Here is an 18,759-nt window from a genome sequence, read left to right as displayed (position 1 = left end):
GGCGACAGCGCGCGGTTCGCCGGTATCCTGCATCCGGCCGATGACGGGATCGGCAACGGATGGGGACGGCATGGAAGGTCTGATCGGATTGTTGGTGCTGGCGGTCCTGGCGGTGCCGGTGCTGCTGGTGGTAGCGCTGGTGTCCGTCTCTGGGCTCAAGCGGCGCGTGGCCGACCTGGAGACGGAAGTGGCGCAGCTGCGCCGGCGGCCGGCATCGGACACGGTGCGCGCGGCGGCGCCTGCCGAGCCCACGCTGGACGACTGGATGCGGCAGGCGCCGCCATCGCCGCAGATGTCGCCGTCGCCGCCTGTGGCGCCATCCGCGCCTGCGCCGGTGGAGCGCGCTGAGCCGCAGCCTTCCGCGCCATCGCCGCCGCCCGCGCGTCCGGCTGCCGCCGAAGCGTCGCTACCGCCACGACCGCTGCCGCCGCGTCCGGCGCCGACTCCCGAGCCCGCGCGCCCGGACGTGGTCACGCTCGCCTTCCGTGCGGTGAAACGCTGGTTCAGCGTCGGCAACGTGCCGGTGAAGATCGGCATGCTGGTGCTGTTCGCCGGCGTCGCCGCGCTGCTGAAGTACGCGGCCGACCAGGGCTGGCTGACGCTGCCGCCGGAGCTGCGGCTGGCCGGCGTCGCCGCCGCCGCGCTGGGCGCGCTGGCGTTCGCCTGGCGCAAGCGCGAGAGCAACCGCAGCTTCGCGTTGAGTTTGCAGGGCGGCGCCATCGGCGTGCTGCTGCTGGTGGTGTTCGCGGCGTTCAAGATGTTCGGCTTCCTGCCGGCGGGCGCGGCGTTCGCGCTCAGCATCGTGCTGGTGGCGGGCGCGGGCGTGCTGGCGGTGTTGCAGGACGCGAAGGCGCTGGCGGTGTTCGCGCTGCTGGCCGGCTTCCTCGCGCCGATCTGGCTGTCCACCGGCGGCGGCAATCACGTCGCGCTGTTCTCCTACTACGCGGTGCTGAACGCGGCCATCGTCGGCATCGCCTGGCGCAAGGCGTGGCGGCTGCTCAATCTGCTGGGCTTCGCCTTCACCTTCGGCATCGGCACGGTCTGGGGCGCGCTGGACTACGCGCCGGAGAAATACGCCAGCACGCAGCCGTTCCTCGCGCTGTTCTTCCTGTTCTACCTGGCGATCCCGCTGCTGTTCGCGCGCCGCCAGCCGCCCGGCCGGCGCGACGCCATCGACGGCTGCCTGCTGTTCGGCGTGCCGCTGGTGGCGTTCTCGCTGCAGGCCGGCCTGCTGGAAGGCCAGCGCATGCCGCTGGCGTTCTGCGCGCTGGGCCTCGGCGCGCTGTACGTCGCGCTGGCGTGGTGGCTGCGGCGGCGTCGCGACTACGGCGTGCTGGTGCAGGCCTACGCGATGCTGGCGGTGGGCTTCGCCACGCTGGCGGTGCCGCTGGCGCTGTCGGCGCGCGCCACCGCCAGCGTGTTCGCGCTGGAAGGCGCGGGCCTGGCGTGGCTGGGGCTGCGCCGGCAGCGGCGGCTGCCGCAGTTCGCCGGCGCGGGCTTGCAGCTGGCGGCGGCGGTCGCGTTCGCCATCGGCCTGGACGGCAGCGCGACGGACGGGGCGATGTTCGCCAACGCCGGCTTCATGGGCGCGCTGCTGATCGCGCTGGCCGGCTTCGCCAGCGCGTGGACCTATCGCGCCGCGCGCCGCGACGACGTCGCCGGCCCGTACTACGGCTGGGCGCTGCTGTGGTGGCTGGGCAACGGCGTGCACGAGATCGACGCCTTCCTCGCCGACGGCGTCGTGCCCGACGCCCTGCTCGCCTTCGCCGCGCTCACCGGCTGGCTGGCGGCGGAAGCGCATCGCCGCAGCCCGGCGCGCGCGCTGGCGTGGACGACGCTGGCCGCGCTGGCCTCGGCGATCCCGCTGGCGCTGTGGCAGAGCGCGGCGCACCAGCAGCCGTTCGCCGGCTACGGCCTGTGGGCGTGGCTGGCGTACGTGGCGCTGGGCCTGCGCGGCCTGCTGTGCCTGCGCGACAGCGACGACAAGACGATGGCGCCGGTCGCGCAGTTCGTGATGTGGATGGTCTGGCCGCTGGCGGCCAGCCTGCTGCTGACGTGGCTGCCGGGACGGTTCGAGGCGATGGGCGAGGGCTGGCGCATCGCGCTGGTCGCGCTGCCGTGGCTGGCGACGGCGGCGCTGGCGCTGCTGCGCTGGGCGTGGGTGGCGACGCCGCTCGGCGACCTGTTCGACGGCTGGCGCGAACGCCTGCTGTCGGTGGTGTTCGCGCTGCTCGCGCTGTGGTGGCTGGGCGCGCTGTTCCAGGCCGGCGACGCCGCGCCGCTGCCGTGGCTGCCGCTGCTCAATCCGCTGGAGCTGGCCCAGCTCGCCGCGCTGGCGTTGGCGCTGCGCTGGCAGCTGGGCGATGCGCGCACGCTGCCGCCGCGTCGCATCGTGCTGCTGGCGGCGCTGGCCTTCGCCTGGGTGACCGCGCTGGTGCTGCGCACCGTGCACCACTGGGGCGGCGAACCGTGGGGCGACGGCCTGCTCTCGACCAGCCTGGCGCAGACCAGCCTGACCGTGATCTGGAGCGTGCTGGGCGTGATCGGCTGGGTGGTGGGGTCGAAGCGCGGCCAGCGCATGCTGTGGCTGGCCGGCGCGGTGCTGATGGGCGTGGTGCTGGCGAAACTCGTGCTGGTGGACCGCCAGCACCTGGGCAACCTGCTCGGCATCGGCTCGTTCATCGCCTACGGCCTGCTATGCACGGTGGTGGGCTATTTCGCGCCGGCGCCGCCGAAGCGCGCCGACGAGGATGCGACGGAGGTGTCCGCATGAAGACGATGACGCGATGGGCATGGCTGCTGGCGCTGCCGCTGGCCGCGTTGGCGGCGGTCGGCGACGACTACGCCGGACGCTGGCCGCTGGCGCTGGAACGCGGCGACGGCGGCGCCTACAGGGTGGTGCTCGACGCCAGCGTGTATCGGCAGATGCAGTCGCCCGGCCTGCGCGACCTGGTGGTCGTGAACGCCGACGGCGCGCCCGTCGCCACCGCCGTGTTCCCGCCCGACGCACCGCTGGCGCAGGCCGGCGACAGCGTCGCGCTGCCGTGGTTCCCGCTGCCGGGCGATGCCGGCGCGGCGACGCTCGACATCGCCGCGATCAGCGAAATCGCCACCGACGGCAGCCTGCGCCGGGTCGAGCTGCGCGGCGCGGATGCCGGCGCGGCTGGCGACAACGGCTTCGTGATCGACGCCAGCCGCCTGCGCGAGCCGGTCGTCGCGCTGCGCTTCGCCTGGTTGGATGCGGAGGCGTTCGACCGCGGCTATCGCGTCGGCGCGTCCGACGACCTGCGCCAGTGGCGCGAGGTCGAAGCCGACGGCCGGCTGCTGCAGCTGCGCAACGGCGATCGCCGCATCGTCGAAGACCGCATCGTCCTGTCGGGCGTGCGCGCGAAGTACCTGCGCCTGCTGCCGAACGCGCGCCAGCCCGCGCCGCTGGCGCTGACCGACGTGCGCGCGGAGCTGGCCGGCCACGTCGCCGCGCCGGCGCTGCAATGGGAGGAACTGCGCGGCCGCCGCATCGAGGGGCGCGACGGCGTGGCCTTCGAATACGCATTGGAAGGCCGCTTCCCGGTCGAGGCCGCCGACGTGACCGTGGCCGGCAACAGCACCCGCAGCTGGCTGCTCGAAAGCCGCGACGGCGCCGACGCCGCGTGGCGCGAAGCGGCATCGCCGTGGGTCGCCTACCGTGTGGACAGCGGCGGCCAGTCCAGCCGCTCGCCGCCGCAGCCGCTGCACGGCCTGTCGCGCGACCGCCAATGGCGGCTGCGCACGCGCGACGGCAGCGCGATCGAGGCGCCGCTGCTGCGCCTCGGCTATCGCCCGGAAACCGTGGTGTTCCTCGCCGAAGGCCAGCCGCCGTTCGCCCTGCTGGCCGGCAGCGCGCGCGCCGCGCGGCCGGTTTCGCCGCTGCCGCAGCTGGTCGATGCCCTGCGCACCGCGCGCGGCAAGGACTGGCAGCCGGCGGCCGCCACGCTCGGCGCGCGCCAGGCGCAGGCCGGCGACGCCGCGCTGCAAGCGCTGCCGCGCGCCGACTGGAAGCGCTGGCTGCTGTGGGCGCTGCTGGTGACCGGCGCGGCGCTGGTGGCGGGATTCGCGCTCTCGCTCCTGCGAAAAAAATAGGGCGGGGTGGGGCCTGCTTCGGCATCGGCTCCCTTTGCTCGAAAAGCGTCTTTCATCCGCCTGACGCACGCCGCCATCGCGTTCGTCCTTCGGGCCGGCTTTGCTCGCGGGCGCTCATGCGCCGCAGCCGGCATCCTCTTTTCAGCGGGGAACAGAAAGCGCCCCGCGTTTCCTTCTCCCAGCGGGAGAACGTGCCGAAGGCGGATGAGGGTCGCTCCCGTTTGCGACGCCCGCCACCGACCCGGACAATGGCCGTCTTCGCCCACGCAGGAACCCCCATGTCCATCCTCCGCATGACCGATCTCGACCTCGCCGGCAAGCGCGTGCTGATCCGCCAGGACCTGAACGTGCCGATCGACGGCAACGGCCACATCACTTCGGAGCAGCGCATCCTCGCCTCGCTGCCGACGCTGAAGCTGGCGCTGGAGAAGGGTGCGGCGGTGATGGTGACCTCGCACCTCGGCCGGCCGAAGGAAGGCGTGTGGAGCGAAGCCGATTCGCTGGCGCCGGTGGCCGCGCGCCTGTCCGAATTGCTGGCGCGCGACGTGCCGCTGGTGAAGGGTTGGACGGACGGCGTCGAAGTCGCACCGGGCCAGCTCGTGCTGCTGGAGAACTGCCGCATGAACGTCGGCGAGGGCAAGGACGACGAGGCGCTGTCGAAGCAGTACGCCGCGCTGTGCGACGTGTTCGTGATGGACGCCTTCGGCACCGCGCACCGCGCGCAGGCCTCGACCCACGGCGCGATCCGCTTCGCTCCGATCGCCTGCGGCGGCCCGCTGCTGATGGCCGAGCTCGACGCGCTGGACAAGGCGCTGGCGAACCCCGCGCGCCCGCTGTTGGCCATCGTCGCCGGCAGCAAGGTCAGCACCAAGCTCGAACTGCTGGGCAACCTGGTCGGCAAGGTCGACCAGCTGATCGTCGGCGGCGGGATTGCCAACACCTTCATCGCCGCGCTGGGCCACGGCGTCGGCAAGTCGCTGGTGGAAATGGACCTGCTCGACACCGCGAAAAACATCATGGCCGACGCGAAGGCGCGCGGCGCGGAGATTCCGCTGCCGGTGGACGTGGTGGTCGCGCCGGCCTTCGCCGCCGACGCGCCGGCCACGGTCAAGCCGGTGGACGCGGTGGGCGAGGGCGACATGATCCTCGACATCGGCCCGGCCACCGCCGAGCGCTACGCGGAAATGATCGCCAAGGCCGGCACCGTGGTCTGGAACGGCCCGGTCGGCGTGTTCGAGTTCGACGCCTTCGCGGCCGGCACCGAAGCGGTGGCGCGCGCGATCGCCTCGTCCCGCGCCTTCTCCATCGCCGGCGGCGGCGACACGCTGGCGGCGGTGGACAAGTTCGGCATCGCCTCCGACGTCTCCTACATCTCCACCGGCGGCGGCGCGTTCCTGGAGTTCCTGGAAGGCAAGCCTCTGCCGGCGGTGGCGGCATTGGAAGCGCGCGCCGGCTGAAGTCGATTGCAGTGCCCTGCGACGGCGTTCCCGCGCCGCAGGGCTGTGGTAGCGTTGGCGATCATCTCTGACAACGATGTCATCGCCGTCCATGACCGCTCCCGCCGCCTCCGAACAACGCCGCCACACCCGCATCGTCGCCACCCTCGGCCCGGCCACCGATCCGCCGGAAGTGCTGGAGGCGGTGCTGCGCGCGGGGGTGGACGTGGTGCGGTTGAACTTCTCGCACGGCGACCCGTCCGCGCAGGTCGCGCGCGGCGAGGCGGTGCGGGCGATGGCCGCGAAGATCGGCCGCGAGGTCGGCATCCTCGCCGATCTGCCGGGGCCGAAGATCCGCATCGAGACCTTCGCCGACGGCAAGGTGCAGCTCAAGGCCGGCAACCGCTTCGACCTGGTCGCCCGCCTCGACGCGCCGCCCGGCGACGTGAGCCAGATCGGCGTCAGCTACCTCGAGTTGCCGGGGGACGTGAAGCCCGGCGACGTGTTGCTGCTGGACGACGGCCTGGTGCAGCTGCAGGTGGACGCGGTGGAAGGCGAGCGCATCGTCACCACCGTGCTCAACGACGGCGTGCTGTCCAACCGCAAGGGCCTGAACAAGCAGGGCGGCGGGCTGTCGCTGGGCGCGATCACCGAGCGCGACCGCGAGCTGATCGCGGTCGCCGCCGGCATGCAGGTGGACTTCATCGCCGTCTCGTTCTGCCGCAACGCCGAGGACATGCACGAGGCGCGGCGGGTGGCGAAGGCGCACGGCAGCAGCGCCGCGCTGGTGTCGAAGATCGAGCGCGCCGAGGCGATCGAGAACCTGGCCGAGATCGTCGAGGCCAGCGACGTGGTGATGGTGGCGCGCGGCGACCTGGGCGTGGAGATCGGCGACGCCGAGCTGCCCGGCCTGCAGAAGAAGATCATCCGCGAGGCGGTGGCGCGCGAGAAGGTGGTCATCACCGCGACGCAGATGCTGCAGTCGATGGTGGACAGCCCGATGCCGACCCGCGCCGAGGTGCTGGACGTCGCCAACGCGGTGATCGACGGCACCGACGCGGTGATGCTGTCGCAGGAATCCGCCGCCGGCAGCTGGCCGGCGCGCGCGGTGGAGACGATGGCGCGGATCTGCCGCGGCGCCGAGCGGCAGTTCGCCTCCGACATCGACTTCGAGAAGGCGCGGCGCGGGCTGGAGCGCGCCGACCAGGCCATCGCGATGGCGACCATGTTCCTGTCCGAGCACATCGGCGTGCGCGCGGTGGTGGCGATGACCGAATCCGGCGGCACCGCGCGCTACCTGTCGCGCTTCCGCTCGGCGGTGCCGATCTACGCGTTCTCGCATCACGCGCACGCGCGCCGGCGCATGGCGCTGATGCGCGACGTGTTCCCGATGGACTACGACAGCCGCGGCCAGACCCCGCGCGAAGCCGCGCGCGGCGCCATCCGGCTGCTGGTCGAGGCCGGCCTGCTGGCGCCGGGCGACCGCGTGGTCTTCACCAGCGGCGAGCACATGCAGACCCACGGCGCCACCAACACCTTGCGCCTGCTGGAAGTCGGCGTCGACGGCTACGCCACCGGGCTCGGCGAGCTTTGACGCCGGGCGGCAGCGCGCCGCCGCGCATGTGATCTCGCGCATGTAATCATTCGGCGATGAGCATGTCGTTGCGGGTGCGGGCCTTCCGCGCATTGGCCGGTTGGGTCGCGGGCAGGACGCCGGCGCGACGGCTGGCGCTGGCGCGCTGGCTGGCGCCGGTCGCCGCCGTGCTGGCCGCCAAGCGCCGGCGTGTCGCCCGCACCAACCTGCGGCTGTGCTTCCCCGACATGCCGGAGCGGGAGCGCGAGGCGCTGCTCGGCCGCATGCTGGTGGCGAACGTGAAGGGCCTGCTCGACGCCTGCGCCGCCTGGTACGCGGACGAACTGCGCGTCGAGGAACTGTACGAGGTCGAGGGCCTGGAGCACCTGCGCGGCGCCGTCGCGCAGGGCCGGGGCGTGGTGATCCTGGGCGCGCATTTCCACGGCAGCGAGCTGCACATGCGCGCGATCCGGCAGCTGGCGGGGATTCCCGTCAGCCCCATCGTGCGCGCGTTCCGCGACGCCGGCGTCGACGGCGAAATCAACGCCCGCCGCCGCCAGCGGCTGGGCGGGACGATCGCGCGCAGCGACCTGCACGCGTTCTGCGCCACCGTGCATCGCGGCGAGGCCGCCGTGTACACGCCGGACGTCAACGTCCGCGTGCGCAACGTGTTCGCACCCTTCTTCGGCGTCGCCGCGTCCACGCTGGATGCGATGCCGGTGCTGCTGCGCCGGGCCGGCGGCACCATCGTCCCGACCTGGACCCGGCCGCTGCCCGACGGCCGCTACGCGCTGGTGTTCGAACCGCCGCTGCCGGACTTCCCCGGCCGCGACGGCGTCGCCGCGGCAGCCCGCTACAACGCCTGGGTGGAAGCCCGCGTGCGGCGGGCGCCGGAGGCCTACGACTGGGGCGTGAAGCGGTTCAAGACGCGGCCGGCCGGCGAAGCCGACCTGTATGCCCGGCGGCTATAATCGCGGTCTTTCCCGCCGCCGGACCGCCAGCCATGAGCATCGAACAACTCGCCGAAACCGCCCGCGCCATGGTCGCCCCGGGCAAGGGCATCATCGCCATCGACGAATCCTCCAGCACCTGCAAGAAGCGCTTCGACGGCGTCGGCATCGAGTGCACCGAGGAAAACCGCCGCGCCTACCGCGAGCTGCTGCTGACCGCACCCAACGTCAACCAGTACCTGTCCGGCGCGATCCTGTTCGACGAGACCATCCGCCAGTCCACCCGCGACGGCGTGCCGTTCGCCAAGTACATGGCCGACCACGGCATGATCCCGGGCATCAAGGTAGACAAGGGCACGCATCCGCTGGCCGGCTTCCCCGGCGAGCTGGTGACCGAGGGCCTGGACGGCCTGCGCGAGCGCCTGAAGGAGTACTACAAGCTCGGCGCGCGCTTCGCCAAGTGGCGCGCGGTCATCACCATCGGCGAGGACATGCCCTCCGGCACCTGCATCGAGGCCAACGCCCACGCGCTGGCGCGCTACGCGGCGCTGTGCCAGGAGCAGGGCCTGGTGCCGATGGTCGAGCCCGAGGTGCTGATGGACGGCGACCACGACATCGAGACCTGCTACGAGGTCACCGAGGTCACCCTGCGCGCGCTGTTCGACGCGCTGTACAACCAGAACGTGATGCTGGAAGGCACCATCCTGAAGGCCTCGATGGTCGTGCCGGGCAAGGGCTGCGCGGAGCAGGCCAGCGTCGAGGAAGTGGCCGAATCCACCCTGATGTGCCTGAAGTCGGCGGTGCCGGCGATCCTGCCGGGCATCGTGTTTCTGTCCGGCGGCCAGAGCGACGAGGACGCCACCGCGCACCTCGACGCGATGAACCGCATGGGTCCGAATCCGTGGCCGCTGTCGTTCTCCTACGGCCGCGCGATGCAGCAGGCCGCGCTGGGCCTGTGGGCCAAGGACATGGCCGGCAACTGGGCCAAGGCGCAGCAGACGGTGTTCGAGCGCGCGAAGGCGAACGGCCTGGCGGCATTGGGGCAATGGGAGGGTTGATCTTCCCGCGCATCGCGCCGCCGTCGTCCTGAAACACAGCGAAGGATGACAGCGAAAAAACGCCGGCTCCGCGCCGGCGTTTTTCGTTTTCGACTCCCCGCCGCGATTGCGTCGTATGCTCCGATCATCGACGCGGGGAGCAGCGATGGCGGACGAATTTCTGGCGGCGCAGGTCATGCAGGCATTGGCGCGGGGCGACAAGCTCGCCGCGGTGAAGCTGGTGCGCGAGGCCGGCGCCGGTTCGCTGCGCGAGGCGATGCAGTACGTCGAGGCGCAGGCGGTGAGCCGCAATCCCGCGATGAAGGACGGGTTGCAGCGGGCCGCCGCCGACCTGCACGGCCTGCAGTCGCACGCCCGCAGCGCCGCGCAGGCGCTGCACGCCCACAACCGCACGCCGACGGTGGTGATGGGCGAGGCGCCCGGCCACCTGCGCTGGGTGATGATCGTGCTTGGCCTGCTGGCGCTGGCGGCCTGGCTGGCGTTCGGCGGACTGTGAGCCGGGTCGGGGAACGCACCGGCGCGGCCCGCGTTGACAGCGCCCGGCCCAGCCGATGGCACAGGAGGCGCTTCATCCGCACCGGCTAGAATCGCGGGCCCCCGCAAGAGCCGCGCCATGCCGCAGATCCGCCGCGTTTCCCCGCTGTTCGCCGCCTGCGCGGCCCTCGCCCTTTGCGCCTGCGGCAAGCAGGCCGCGCCAGGCCAGGGCGGGCCGGGCGGCGGGCGCGGCAACCAGCCGGTGCCGGTGGAGATCCAGACCGTGCAGCAGCAGGACTGGAGCGACACCCTGCGCGCGCTGGGCACGGTGCAGGCGCACGAGGCGGTGACGGTGACCGCCAAGGTCAGCGAGACCGTGCAGCAGGTGCATTTCGAAAGCGGCCAGGAGGTCGCGCGCGGCGCGCCGCTGGTGACGTTGAGCGGCCAGCAGCAGCAGGCCGCGCTGGCAGCGGCCGAGGCCACGCAGAAGGACGCCGAGCAGCAGTTCCGGCGGATGGAGCAGCTGGTGAAGCAGCAGCTGGTGGCGCACGCGTCGCTGGACACCGCCCGCGCCACCCGCGACGCCGCCCGCGCGCAGGCCGCGCAAATTCGCGCCAATCTCTCCGACCGGGTGATCCGCGCGCCGTTCGCCGGCGTGCTCGGCATCCGCCAGGTCAGCCCCGGCGCGCTGGTGACGCCGGGCACCGCGATCGCCACGCTGGACGACATCGCCCGCGTCTACGTCGATTTCCCGGTGCCGGAAACCGAGCTGGCCGAAATCGCGCCGGGCCAAGCGCTGACCGGCGGCGCCGGCGCGTATCCGGGCCGCCGCTTCGACGGCAGCGTCGCCACCGTGTCGGCGCGGCTCGACGTCGCCACCCGCGCGGTCACCGTGCGCGGCGAGTTCGCCAATCCCGAGCGCCTGCTCAAGCCCGGCATGCTGGTCGAGGTGGCGCTGGTGCGCGGCACCCGGCCGGCGCTGGTGGTGCCGGAGCTGGCGGTGCAGCAGATCGGCACCGAAACCTTCGTCTGGCGGGTGAAGCCGGACGACACGGTGGAGAAGGCCGACGTGGTCGTGGGCGGGCGCATCCCCGGCAAGGTGATGCTGAAGGACGGCATCCGCGCCGGCGAGCGCATCGTCGTCGAGGGCACCGGCAAGCTGCAGCCGGGCGCGAAGGTGGCGGAAGGCGGCAGCGCGCCCGCCGCCGACGGCGCGAAGAAGTAAGCCATGAAGCTGTCCGACCTTTCCATCAAGCGGCCGGTGCTGGCCGTGGTGATGAGCCTGCTGCTGATCGTGCTGGGCACGATGTCGTTCCTGCGCCTGACCCTGCGCGAGCTGCCGGCCATCGATCCGCCGATCGTCTCGGTGCAGGTGGACTATCCGGGCGCCTCCGCCGGCGTCGTCGAGACTCGTATCACCAAGCCGCTGGAAGACGCGCTGGCCGGCATCGAGGGCATCAACACCATCGATTCCAACAGCCAGAACGGCAGCTCGCGGATCAGCATCGAGTTCTTCGCCTCGCGCGACATCGAGGCCGCCGCCAACGACGTGCGCAACGCGGTCAGCCGGGTCGCCGACCGCATGCCGGAGGAGGCCGACGCGCCCGAGATCAGCAAGGTGGAAAGCGATTCCGACCCGATCATCTGGTTCAACCTGCGCTCTACCGGCATGGATCAGATGCAGATGTCGGACTACGCGCAGCGCTACCTGGTCGACCGCTTCTCCAGCCTGGAGGGCGTGGCGCAGGTGCGGCTGGGCGGCAGCCAGCGCTACGCGATGCGGGTGTGGCTCAACGGCGACGCGCTGGCCGCGCGCGGGCTGACCGCCGCCGACGTGGAGAGCGCGCTGCGCGCCGAGAACGTCGAGCTGGGCGCCGGCAGCCTGGAGTCCACCAACCGCGACTTCATCCTGCGCGTGGCGCGCGACTACACCAGCCCCGGGCAGTTCGCGCAGCTGCCGCTGGGCAAGGGTAAGGATGGTTACGTGGTGCGTCTCGGCGACGTGGCGCGGGTCGCGCTGGAGTCGGCCGAGCGCCGCGCCTACTACCACAGCAACGGCGAGCCGGCGCTGGGCATCGGCATCGTCAAGACCTCCACCGCCAACAGCCTGGAAGTGGCCGACGCGGCCAAGGCCGAGGCCGACCGCATCCGCCCGACGCTGCCCAAGGGCACCGACATCTACGTCGCCTACGACAGCACCACCTTCATCTCGGCGGCGGTGGAGCGCGTCTATCACACCCTGCTGGAAGCGCTGGTGCTGGTGCTGCTGGTGATCTGGCTGTTCCTCGGCAGCGTGCGCGCGGCGCTGATCCCGGCGGTGACCGTGCCGGTGTGCGTGATCGCCTCGTTCATCGCGCTGTACGCGTTCGGCTTCTCGATCAACCTGCTGACCCTGCTGGCGCTGGTGCTGTGCATCGGCCTGGTGGTGGACGATGCCATCGTGGTGGTGGAGAACATCCAGCGCCGCGTCGACCTGGGCGAACCGGCGCTGGTCGCGGCCAAGCGCGGCACCGCGCAGGTGGCGTTCGCGGTGATCGCCACCACCGCGGTGCTGGTGGCGGTGTTCCTGCCGGTCGGCTTCCTGCAGGGCAACACCGGCCGCCTGTTCCGCGAGCTGTCGGTGGCATTGGCGGCGGCGGTGGCGATCTCCGCCTTCGTCGCGCTGACCCTGACGCCGATGATGGCCAGCAAACTGCTGCGCCCGCACACCGGCCCGCACGCGGTGCACGGCAACCGCGTCAGCGAATGGATCAACGCGCGCTTCCAGACCCTGGCCGGCGGCTACCGCCGCGTGCTGGACCGCCACGTGCATCGCGCCGGCCTGTTCGGCGCGCTGATGCTGGCGGCGGTGGTCGGGCTGGTGCTGCTGTTCAAGCTGCTGCCCACCGAGCTGGCGCCGACCGAGGACCGCGGCGCGTTCCAGCTGACGATGGAAGGCCCGGAAGGCGCCGGCTTCGACTACACCGTCGGCCAGATGAAGCAGGTGGAGGCGATCCTCGCCGGCGAGACCGGGCCGGACAAGCCGATCCTGCGCGCCAACCCGCGCGTGCCCGGAAGTTTCGGCGCCAGCCAGGAGATGCATACCGGCCGCGCGATGATCTTCCTGCAGGATTGGGGCAAGCGCGACCAGAGCACGGTGGAGCTGGCCGCCGAGCTGGAGAAGAAGTTCGCCGGCCTGACCGGCGTGCGCGTGCGCACGCAGGCGGGCGGCGGGCTGGTGCGCACCCGCGGGCAGCCGTTCCAGATGGTGCTGGGCGGGCCGGACTACAAGGAACTGTCGGCCTGGCGCGACATCATGCTGGCGAAGATGGCGGACAACCCGGGCCTGGTCGGCGCGGATTCCGACTACAAGGAAACCCGCCCGCAGATGCGCGTGGTGGTGGACAAGGCGCGCGCGGCCGACATCGGCGTGTCGGCGGCGGCGATCGGCGCGGCGCTGGAGACGATGATGGGCGGCGTGCGCGTCACCACCTTCGTCGACAACGGCGAGGAATACGACGTGATGCTGCAGGCCGACCGCAAGGGCCGCGATTCGGTGGCCGCGCTGGACGCGTTGCAGGTGCGCGCGGGCGACGGCTCGCTGGTGCCGCTGTCCAACCTGGTCACGCTGAAGGAGATCGCCGAGCCGGGCACGCTCAACCGCTTCAACCGCCTGCGCTCGATCACCCTCAGCGCGCGGCTGGCGCAGGGCTATCCGCTGGGCGACGCGGTGGCGTGGGCGCAGCAGACCGCGCGCGCCAGCCTGCCGGACTACGCGCAGATCAGCTGGAAGGGCGAGGCGCGCGAACTGCAGCAGTCGGGCGGCGAGGTGCTGGTCACCTTCGCGCTGGCGCTGCTGATCGTGTACCTGGCGCTGGCGGCGCAGTTCGAGAGCTTCCTGCATCCGCTGGTCATCATGCTGACCGTGCCGCTGGGCGTGCTGGGCGCGCTGATCGGCCTGTGGGTGACCAAGGGCACGGTCAACCTGTTCTCGCAGATCGGCATCGTGATGCTGGTGGGCCTGGCGGCGAAGAACGGCATCCTGATCGTGGAGTTCGCCAACCAGCTGCGCGACGCCGGCAAGTCGGTGCACGACGCCATCGTCGAGGCCGCGTCGGTGCGCCTGCGCCCGATCCTGATGACCTCGATCGCGACAGTGATGGGCGCGGTGCCGCTGGTGGTGTTCGGCGGGCCGGGTTCGGCCAGCCGCGCGACCATCGGCATCGTGGTGATCTTCGGCGTCACCTTCTCGACCCTGCTGTCGCTGTTCGTGGTGCCGGCGTTCTACGCGCTGCTGGCGAAGTACACGCGCTCGCCGGAAGAACTGGCGCACAAGCTTGACACATTGGAAGCGGAAACCCCGCAGGCGGGCGGACATGCGTGATCGCGACGGCAACTCCCCGTGGAAGCCGCGCGGCCCGCGTCCGCCGCGCGAGGGCGCGCCGCCACAGCGGCACGCGCCGCGCCACGAAACCTCGCGCGATGCGATGCCGCGCCACGACGCGCAAACCGAAGACGTGCCCGCGCATCCCGCGCGCGAACGCCGCGACGCGGAGCTGCGTCTCTACGGGCTGAACGCGGTGCGCGCGATGTTCGAGCGCCGGCCGCAGGCGCTGCGCAAGCTCTATCTGCTGGAGTCGCGCATTCCGCAGTTGCAGCCGCTGCTGAAGTGGTGCGTCGCCCACCGCGTCGGCTATCGCGTGGTCGAAGACGGAGATTTGCAGAAGCTCGCAGCCAGCGCGCACCACGAAGGCGTCGTCGCCGAGGTGCTGCGCGAGGAGCCGTTGCCGCTGTCCACCTGGCTGCGCGACCTGCCGGCCGGCCCGCAGTGCGCGCTGTGGCTGGACGGCGTGGGCAATCCGCACAACCTCGGTGCGATCCTGCGCAGCGCGGCGCATTTCGGGATCAACGCGATCCTGCTGCCGAAGCATTCGACGCTGGCGCTGTCCGGTGCGGCCGCGCGCGTGGCCGAAGGCGGCGCGGAAGCGGTGCCGATGGTGCGGCTGGGCCGCGAGGACAACAGCATCGCCCAGCTGCGCGGCGCGGGCTTCACGCTTGCCGCCACCGTGGTGCGCGGAGGCGAGGATCTGTTCGCGGCGGAATTGCCGCGGCGGCTGGTCTACGTGCTCGGCGCGGAAGGCGAGGGCATGTCGGCGGAGCTCGCCGCCGCCTGCGACATGCGCCTGTCGATCCCCGGCAGCGGCGCGGTGGAAAGCCTCAACGTCGCATCGGCGACGGCGGTGCTGCTGGCCGCCTGGGCGCGCGGCTGAGCTGTTCTCCTTCCCCTTGAAGGGGAGGGGCAAAAACGTTGCATTTACCAGCCGGTCGCGCCCTGTTCCTCGGTGGCGCTGAAGTTGGAATGCGCGCCGCTGGAATCGTTGGCGACGCCGGTGGCGAAATAGGCGACGCCGGTGCCGGCGACGCGGTCGATCCAGAGGCCAGAAAGCAGCCCGTAAGCGTTGCCGCTGTGGCCGATGCGCGCGCGGCCGTCGCCGAACAGATCGTCGCGGCAGGTCTTGCCGTCGCCCTGCGCGAGGTGCTGGGTCGCCAGTCCGTAGGCGCAGAAGAAGCCGCCGCGGTTGGGCTCGTCCTCCTCGCCGATCACGCCGTTGCTACCGTCGTAGCGCCACACCGGTGTCGCCAGCAGCGCCACCGAGGCGGGCGTCAGCACGCGCACGCCGTCCAGCTCGCCGTCGCCCAGCAGCATCCGGCCGATGCGGGACAGCCCGCGCGCGGAGATGCGCAGGCCGCCCTGCGGCGAGAACAGGGTGCCGTTCACGCCCGCCTGCCAGCGCGACAGGTCGCAGCTGCCGTCGCGGGCTTCGATCACCGGGCAGGACGAACGCTTGCCGTGCAGGTCGTCCTTCTGCGGCTTGCCGGCTTCGTCGTACAGCACCACCGCGCGCGCGACCGCACCGTCGCTGCAGCCCGACCAGTTGAAGCAGGCGTCGATGCCGAGCGGGAACAGCACCAGCCGCCGCATCAGCCGGTCGAAGCGTTCGCCGCTGGCGCGTTCCATCGCCTGCGCCACCAGCGGGAAATTGAGGTTGGTGTAGCGGAAGTAGGTGCCCGGCGCGTGCTTCGCGTCCCAGGCCTCGGGCTTGCCGGTGATGAGGCGGATGTCCTCGCCCAGCGGCACGTTCCAGTAGCCGGCGTCGTCGGTCAGGCTGGAGGTGTGCGAGAGCAGCATGCGCAGGGTGATCGGCGCGTCCGGGAAGGCGGGGTTGCGCAGCGGGAAGCCGAGCAGGACGGAGGCATCGGCATCGAGCGACAGCTTGCCGGCTTCGACCAGCCGCAGCGCGCCGATGGTGGTGACCAGCTTGCTGACCGAGGCGATGCGCGCCGGATCGTCGGCGGTCAGCGCGCGGCCGGCGGCCACGTCGGCCAGGCCCTCGGCGCGCACGCCGGTTTCGCCGTCGCGGTCGAAGGCCACGCGCACGCGCGCCTGCGGCGAAGCGGGCGCCGGTTCGGCGGCTTGCGCGATGCCGATGCAGGCGAGCAGGGCCAGCGGGAACAGCAGAGGCATGCGGTGCGTCATCGGGAGAGCTCCTTGCGTGCATCGTCCACGGATTTGCGGGCGAAGCAGTCGTGCTGGTGGTCGTTGACCAGCCCCATCGCCTGCATGAAGGCGTACAGCGTGGTGGGGCCGACGAACTTCCAGCCGCGCTTCTTCAGGTCCTTCGACAGGGCGATGGCTTCGGGCGCGGTGGTGATGCCGCGCAGGACGTCCTGGGTGAGTTGTTTCGGGCGCTTCGACACGTCCACTTCGTACCGCCAGAAATAGCGCGCCAGCGTGCCGAATTCGCGCTGCAGCTCGATGGCGCGGCCGGCGTTGTGGATTACTGCTTCGATCTTGCCGCGGTGGCGGACGATGCCGGCGTCGTCCAGCAGGCGCGCCACGTCGCGCTGGGTGTAGCCGGCGACCTTGTGGAAGTCGAAGCCGTCGAAGACGGCGCGGAAGCGTTCGCGCTTCTTCAGGATGGTGATCCAGCTGAGGCCGGCCTGGAAGCCTTCCAGCGAGATCTTCTCGAACAGGCGCACGTCGTCCGTCACCGGGCGGCCCCATTCGTGGTCGTGGTAGGCGTCGTACAGCGCCGAGCCGTCGACCCAGAAGCAGCGTTTCAACGCGATGGCGGCGTGCGGCATCGAACTTCCCTGAGGACGGGCGGGCAGGATAGCTGAACCGCTCCCTGCCGGGCTCTCTGCCTGAGTCGCGACCATGACTTCCTGCCCATGTCCGCAATGGTCTGGTGTATTACATTACTAACACACTAATTCAGGAGGCAGTCATGTTCACGTCCCAGCTCCCCCGTCCGGTCTTCGTCGAACGCCGCAAGAGCGAGCGCAGCGCCAACGCCCGCGAATTCCAGCCGCGCGCCGCCGGTGAACGCGAATTCGGCATCGGCTACGGCCGCAGCAGCGGCTACGTCCGCACCCGCAGCTACGTGGCCTCGCAGCCGGCGCTGTTCCGCTGCCGCTGAACCGGGAAGGATTTCGGGTATCGTCCCGCCACCCTTTCCCCTTCAACCCTTCCGAATCGCACCCATGAAGACTCCGTTCCTCGCCGCGAGCGTCCTGGCTCTCCTCGTCCTGCCGCTCGCGGGCCACGCGGGGAACTGCAAGCTGGACATCAATCCGGTCACCAGCGGGTTCTTCCTCAATCCCACCCTGGACAAGCTGACGGTGCGCTCCATGAAGTCGGTGAAGCCGGGATTCGACTGCAAGCTGCAGCAGGGCGACGAGATCGTGCAGATCAACGCCCAGCCGGTGCCGGGCCGGAAGGCCAAGGACGTCCAGTCCTACTGGAAGGCGTTGAAGCCGGACCAGCCGGTGACGTTCAAGGTGCTGCGCCAGGGCAAGCCGCTGACGCTGGTGCTCGAAGACTGAAGCCCCGCGCTTCGTCTGCCCGATCGGTCAATCGTCGACGCGGAGCGCGTCCCGCATCCGCGCCGCGGCCTCGACGAGATCCGGGAAGAACGCTTCGAACGCCGCCTGCGCCGCGTCCTCGTTGGCGCGCAGCACGTCCAGGCAGGCCACCAGCTTCTCGCCGTTGCGCGACAGCCGCGTGGCGATGCCGCGCACCGCGTGGTCCACGCTTTCGCGATGCGCATACGACCCCAGCCAGTCGTGCGCGGCCATGCGCGGCGCGATGGCGGCCAGCCGCGGCGGCAGCTCCGCGCGGCGTTCGGACAGGATGCGATAGACGCGCGCGGTGAACCCGGCCAGCGGCGCGGCGTTCCAGCGCGTCCAGCCGCGCGCCAGGCAATGGTCGAAATACACGTCCAGCACGATCCCGGCATAGCGGCGCAGGCCGGCGGCGTCGAACAGGCCGCGCGCGGCGACCACCGCCGGATGGTCGTCGGTATAGCGGTCGATGCGGCGGTGGCGCACGATCTCGACGCGCACCGGCGCCGGCCAGTCCGGCAGCGCGCTCTGTCCGAACACGAAATCGCCGAGCAGCGCGCCGAGAATGGCGTCGTCCGAATGTCGCGCCAGCCAGGCGTGGGCGAGGTAGTTCATGCGCCCATGGTAGGCGCTGGGCGATGACGCGAACGCTTCAGCGCGACGCGTCCAGCACCTATTGAAAGAATGCGGTGGAGCGCCTTGCGGTCGTGGCCGACGCGGCAGCAGTTCGAAGCGCGCGGCCGCGCCCAGCAGCAGGCGCAGCGTTTCGGACCGCCGTCAGGGCGCCTTGCCGGCCGGCTGGCAGTCCGGGCCCAGCGCGGCGGCGTCGATGCCGACGCAGACGCGGAACGCGTCGAGCCCCGCGACCTGGCGGGTTTCCCCGCGCGCCACGCTGAAGCGTTGCAGCGGCGCCAGCGTGCAGTCCGCCTTGCCGGCGCAGGCATCCGGGTACAGCGTGTAGTGGCAGGCGCCGCTGTCGCTGGCCTTGCATTCGAAGCGGGCGACGCCGTCCTTCACGTGCGCCTTGCTGTACAGCACGTCGTGGCCGTTGCTGCCGATGCGGTTGCTGTAGCTGGTGCCGCCGACGCCGCAGGCGGACAGGATCAGCAGCAGCGGGGAAAGCAGGAGTCGGGCGATCATGACGAGCTCGGCCATTGGAATGTCCCGTGGTGGCGCGCCGCGCGGGAGGCGTGGCGCCGTGGCTGTTGCGGATGCGGGCGTCGTGCCGCGCATCCTTCCTGTGGACCGTCTCCGCCGGCGCCTCG

At 71.5% G+C, this 18,759-nt stretch carries 16 protein-coding genes; 12 read left to right on the top strand and 4 right to left on the bottom strand.

Going from position 1 to position 18,759, the window contains the following annotated elements:
• The first annotated feature begins 70 nt into the window (after positions 1-70).
• The 10 genes from H9L17_RS06055 to H9L17_RS06010 all read left to right on the top strand — a co-directional run bounded on the left by H9L17_RS06055 (position 71) and on the right by H9L17_RS06010 (position 14,859).
• Complete coding sequence (locus tag H9L17_RS06055) at positions 71-2,773, top strand: DUF2339 domain-containing protein (RefSeq protein WP_187571438.1); 2,703 nt, start codon at positions 71-73, stop codon at positions 2,771-2,773.
• Positions 2,770-4,119: a DUF3999 domain-containing protein gene (locus tag H9L17_RS06050; RefSeq protein WP_187571437.1), complete on the top strand. Its 1,350-nt coding sequence runs from the start codon at positions 2,770-2,772 to the stop codon at positions 4,117-4,119. The genes H9L17_RS06055 and H9L17_RS06050 overlap by 4 nt, the downstream gene beginning before the upstream one ends.
• Positions 4,120-4,397: 278 nt before the next feature.
• Complete coding sequence (locus tag H9L17_RS06045; RefSeq protein ID WP_187571436.1) at positions 4,398-5,576, top strand: phosphoglycerate kinase; 1,179 nt, start codon at positions 4,398-4,400, stop codon at positions 5,574-5,576.
• Between the two features lie 91 nt (positions 5,577-5,667).
• Complete coding sequence (gene pyk, locus H9L17_RS06040; RefSeq protein ID WP_246455174.1) at positions 5,668-7,149, top strand: pyruvate kinase; 1,482 nt, start codon at positions 5,668-5,670, stop codon at positions 7,147-7,149.
• A gap of 56 nt (positions 7,150-7,205) precedes the next feature.
• Entirely contained in the window at positions 7,206-8,099 is an 894-nt protein-coding gene (locus H9L17_RS06035) for a lysophospholipid acyltransferase family protein (RefSeq protein ID WP_187571434.1), read from the top strand.
• A 32-nt stretch (positions 8,100-8,131) separates the two neighbouring features.
• Positions 8,132-9,136 (top strand): class I fructose-bisphosphate aldolase, encoded by a 1,005-nt coding sequence (locus tag H9L17_RS06030; RefSeq protein WP_187571433.1) that lies wholly within the window; start codon positions 8,132-8,134, stop codon positions 9,134-9,136.
• A gap of 145 nt (positions 9,137-9,281) precedes the next feature.
• Positions 9,282-9,632 (top strand): hypothetical protein, encoded by a 351-nt coding sequence (locus H9L17_RS06025; RefSeq protein ID WP_187571432.1) that lies wholly within the window; start codon positions 9,282-9,284, stop codon positions 9,630-9,632.
• Between the two features lie 117 nt (positions 9,633-9,749).
• On the top strand, positions 9,750-10,835 hold the full coding sequence (locus tag H9L17_RS06020; RefSeq protein WP_187571431.1) for an efflux RND transporter periplasmic adaptor subunit: 1,086 nt from the start codon (positions 9,750-9,752) through the stop codon (positions 10,833-10,835).
• 3 nt (positions 10,836-10,838) lie between these two features.
• Entirely contained in the window at positions 10,839-13,973 is a 3,135-nt protein-coding gene (locus H9L17_RS06015; RefSeq protein WP_187571430.1) for an efflux RND transporter permease subunit, read from the top strand.
• Positions 13,966-14,859 (top strand): TrmH family RNA methyltransferase, encoded by an 894-nt coding sequence (locus tag H9L17_RS06010; RefSeq protein ID WP_187571429.1) that lies wholly within the window; start codon positions 13,966-13,968, stop codon positions 14,857-14,859. Before H9L17_RS06015 ends, H9L17_RS06010 begins: the two co-directional genes overlap by 8 nt.
• Before the next feature lie 44 nt (positions 14,860-14,903).
• Here H9L17_RS06010 and H9L17_RS06005 read toward each other — a convergent pair whose 3' ends face one another.
• Both H9L17_RS06005 and H9L17_RS06000 read right to left on the bottom strand, forming a co-directional pair.
• On the bottom strand, positions 14,904-16,127 hold the full coding sequence (locus H9L17_RS06005; RefSeq protein ID WP_246455173.1) for a serine hydrolase domain-containing protein: 1,224 nt from the start codon (positions 16,125-16,127) through the stop codon (positions 14,904-14,906).
• A complete protein-coding gene (locus H9L17_RS06000; RefSeq protein WP_187571428.1) occupies positions 16,124-16,735 on the bottom strand; it encodes a DNA-3-methyladenine glycosylase I in 612 nt (203 codons plus the stop codon). The genes H9L17_RS06005 and H9L17_RS06000 overlap by 4 nt, the downstream gene beginning before the upstream one ends.
• A gap of 143 nt (positions 16,736-16,878) precedes the next feature.
• Between H9L17_RS06000 and H9L17_RS05995 the strand changes: the two genes are divergently transcribed.
• Both H9L17_RS05995 and H9L17_RS05990 read left to right on the top strand, forming a co-directional pair.
• On the top strand, positions 16,879-17,070 hold the full coding sequence (locus tag H9L17_RS05995; protein ID WP_187571427.1) for a hypothetical protein: 192 nt from the start codon (positions 16,879-16,881) through the stop codon (positions 17,068-17,070).
• 64 nt (positions 17,071-17,134) lie between these two features.
• Complete coding sequence (locus tag H9L17_RS05990) at positions 17,135-17,476, top strand: PDZ domain-containing protein (RefSeq protein ID WP_187571426.1); 342 nt, start codon at positions 17,135-17,137, stop codon at positions 17,474-17,476.
• A gap of 27 nt (positions 17,477-17,503) precedes the next feature.
• On the opposite strand, the gene H9L17_RS05985 is transcribed toward H9L17_RS05990, so the two are convergent.
• Positions 17,504-18,109: an acyl carrier protein phosphodiesterase gene (locus H9L17_RS05985; protein WP_187571425.1), complete on the bottom strand. Its 606-nt coding sequence runs from the start codon at positions 18,107-18,109 to the stop codon at positions 17,504-17,506.
• Positions 18,110-18,271: 162 nt separating this feature from the next.
• Entirely contained in the window at positions 18,272-18,649 is a 378-nt protein-coding gene (locus tag H9L17_RS05980; protein WP_187571424.1) for a hypothetical protein, read from the bottom strand.
• Between the last annotated feature and the right edge of the window lie 110 nt (positions 18,650-18,759).

It is taken from the genome of Thermomonas brevis, from assembly GCF_014395425.1.
GTDB classification, from domain to species: Bacteria; Pseudomonadota; Gammaproteobacteria; order Xanthomonadales; family Xanthomonadaceae; genus Thermomonas; species Thermomonas brevis.
The sequence above is the reverse complement of the archived record's forward strand: the minus strand, read 5'-3'. Positions and strand labels throughout refer to the sequence as shown.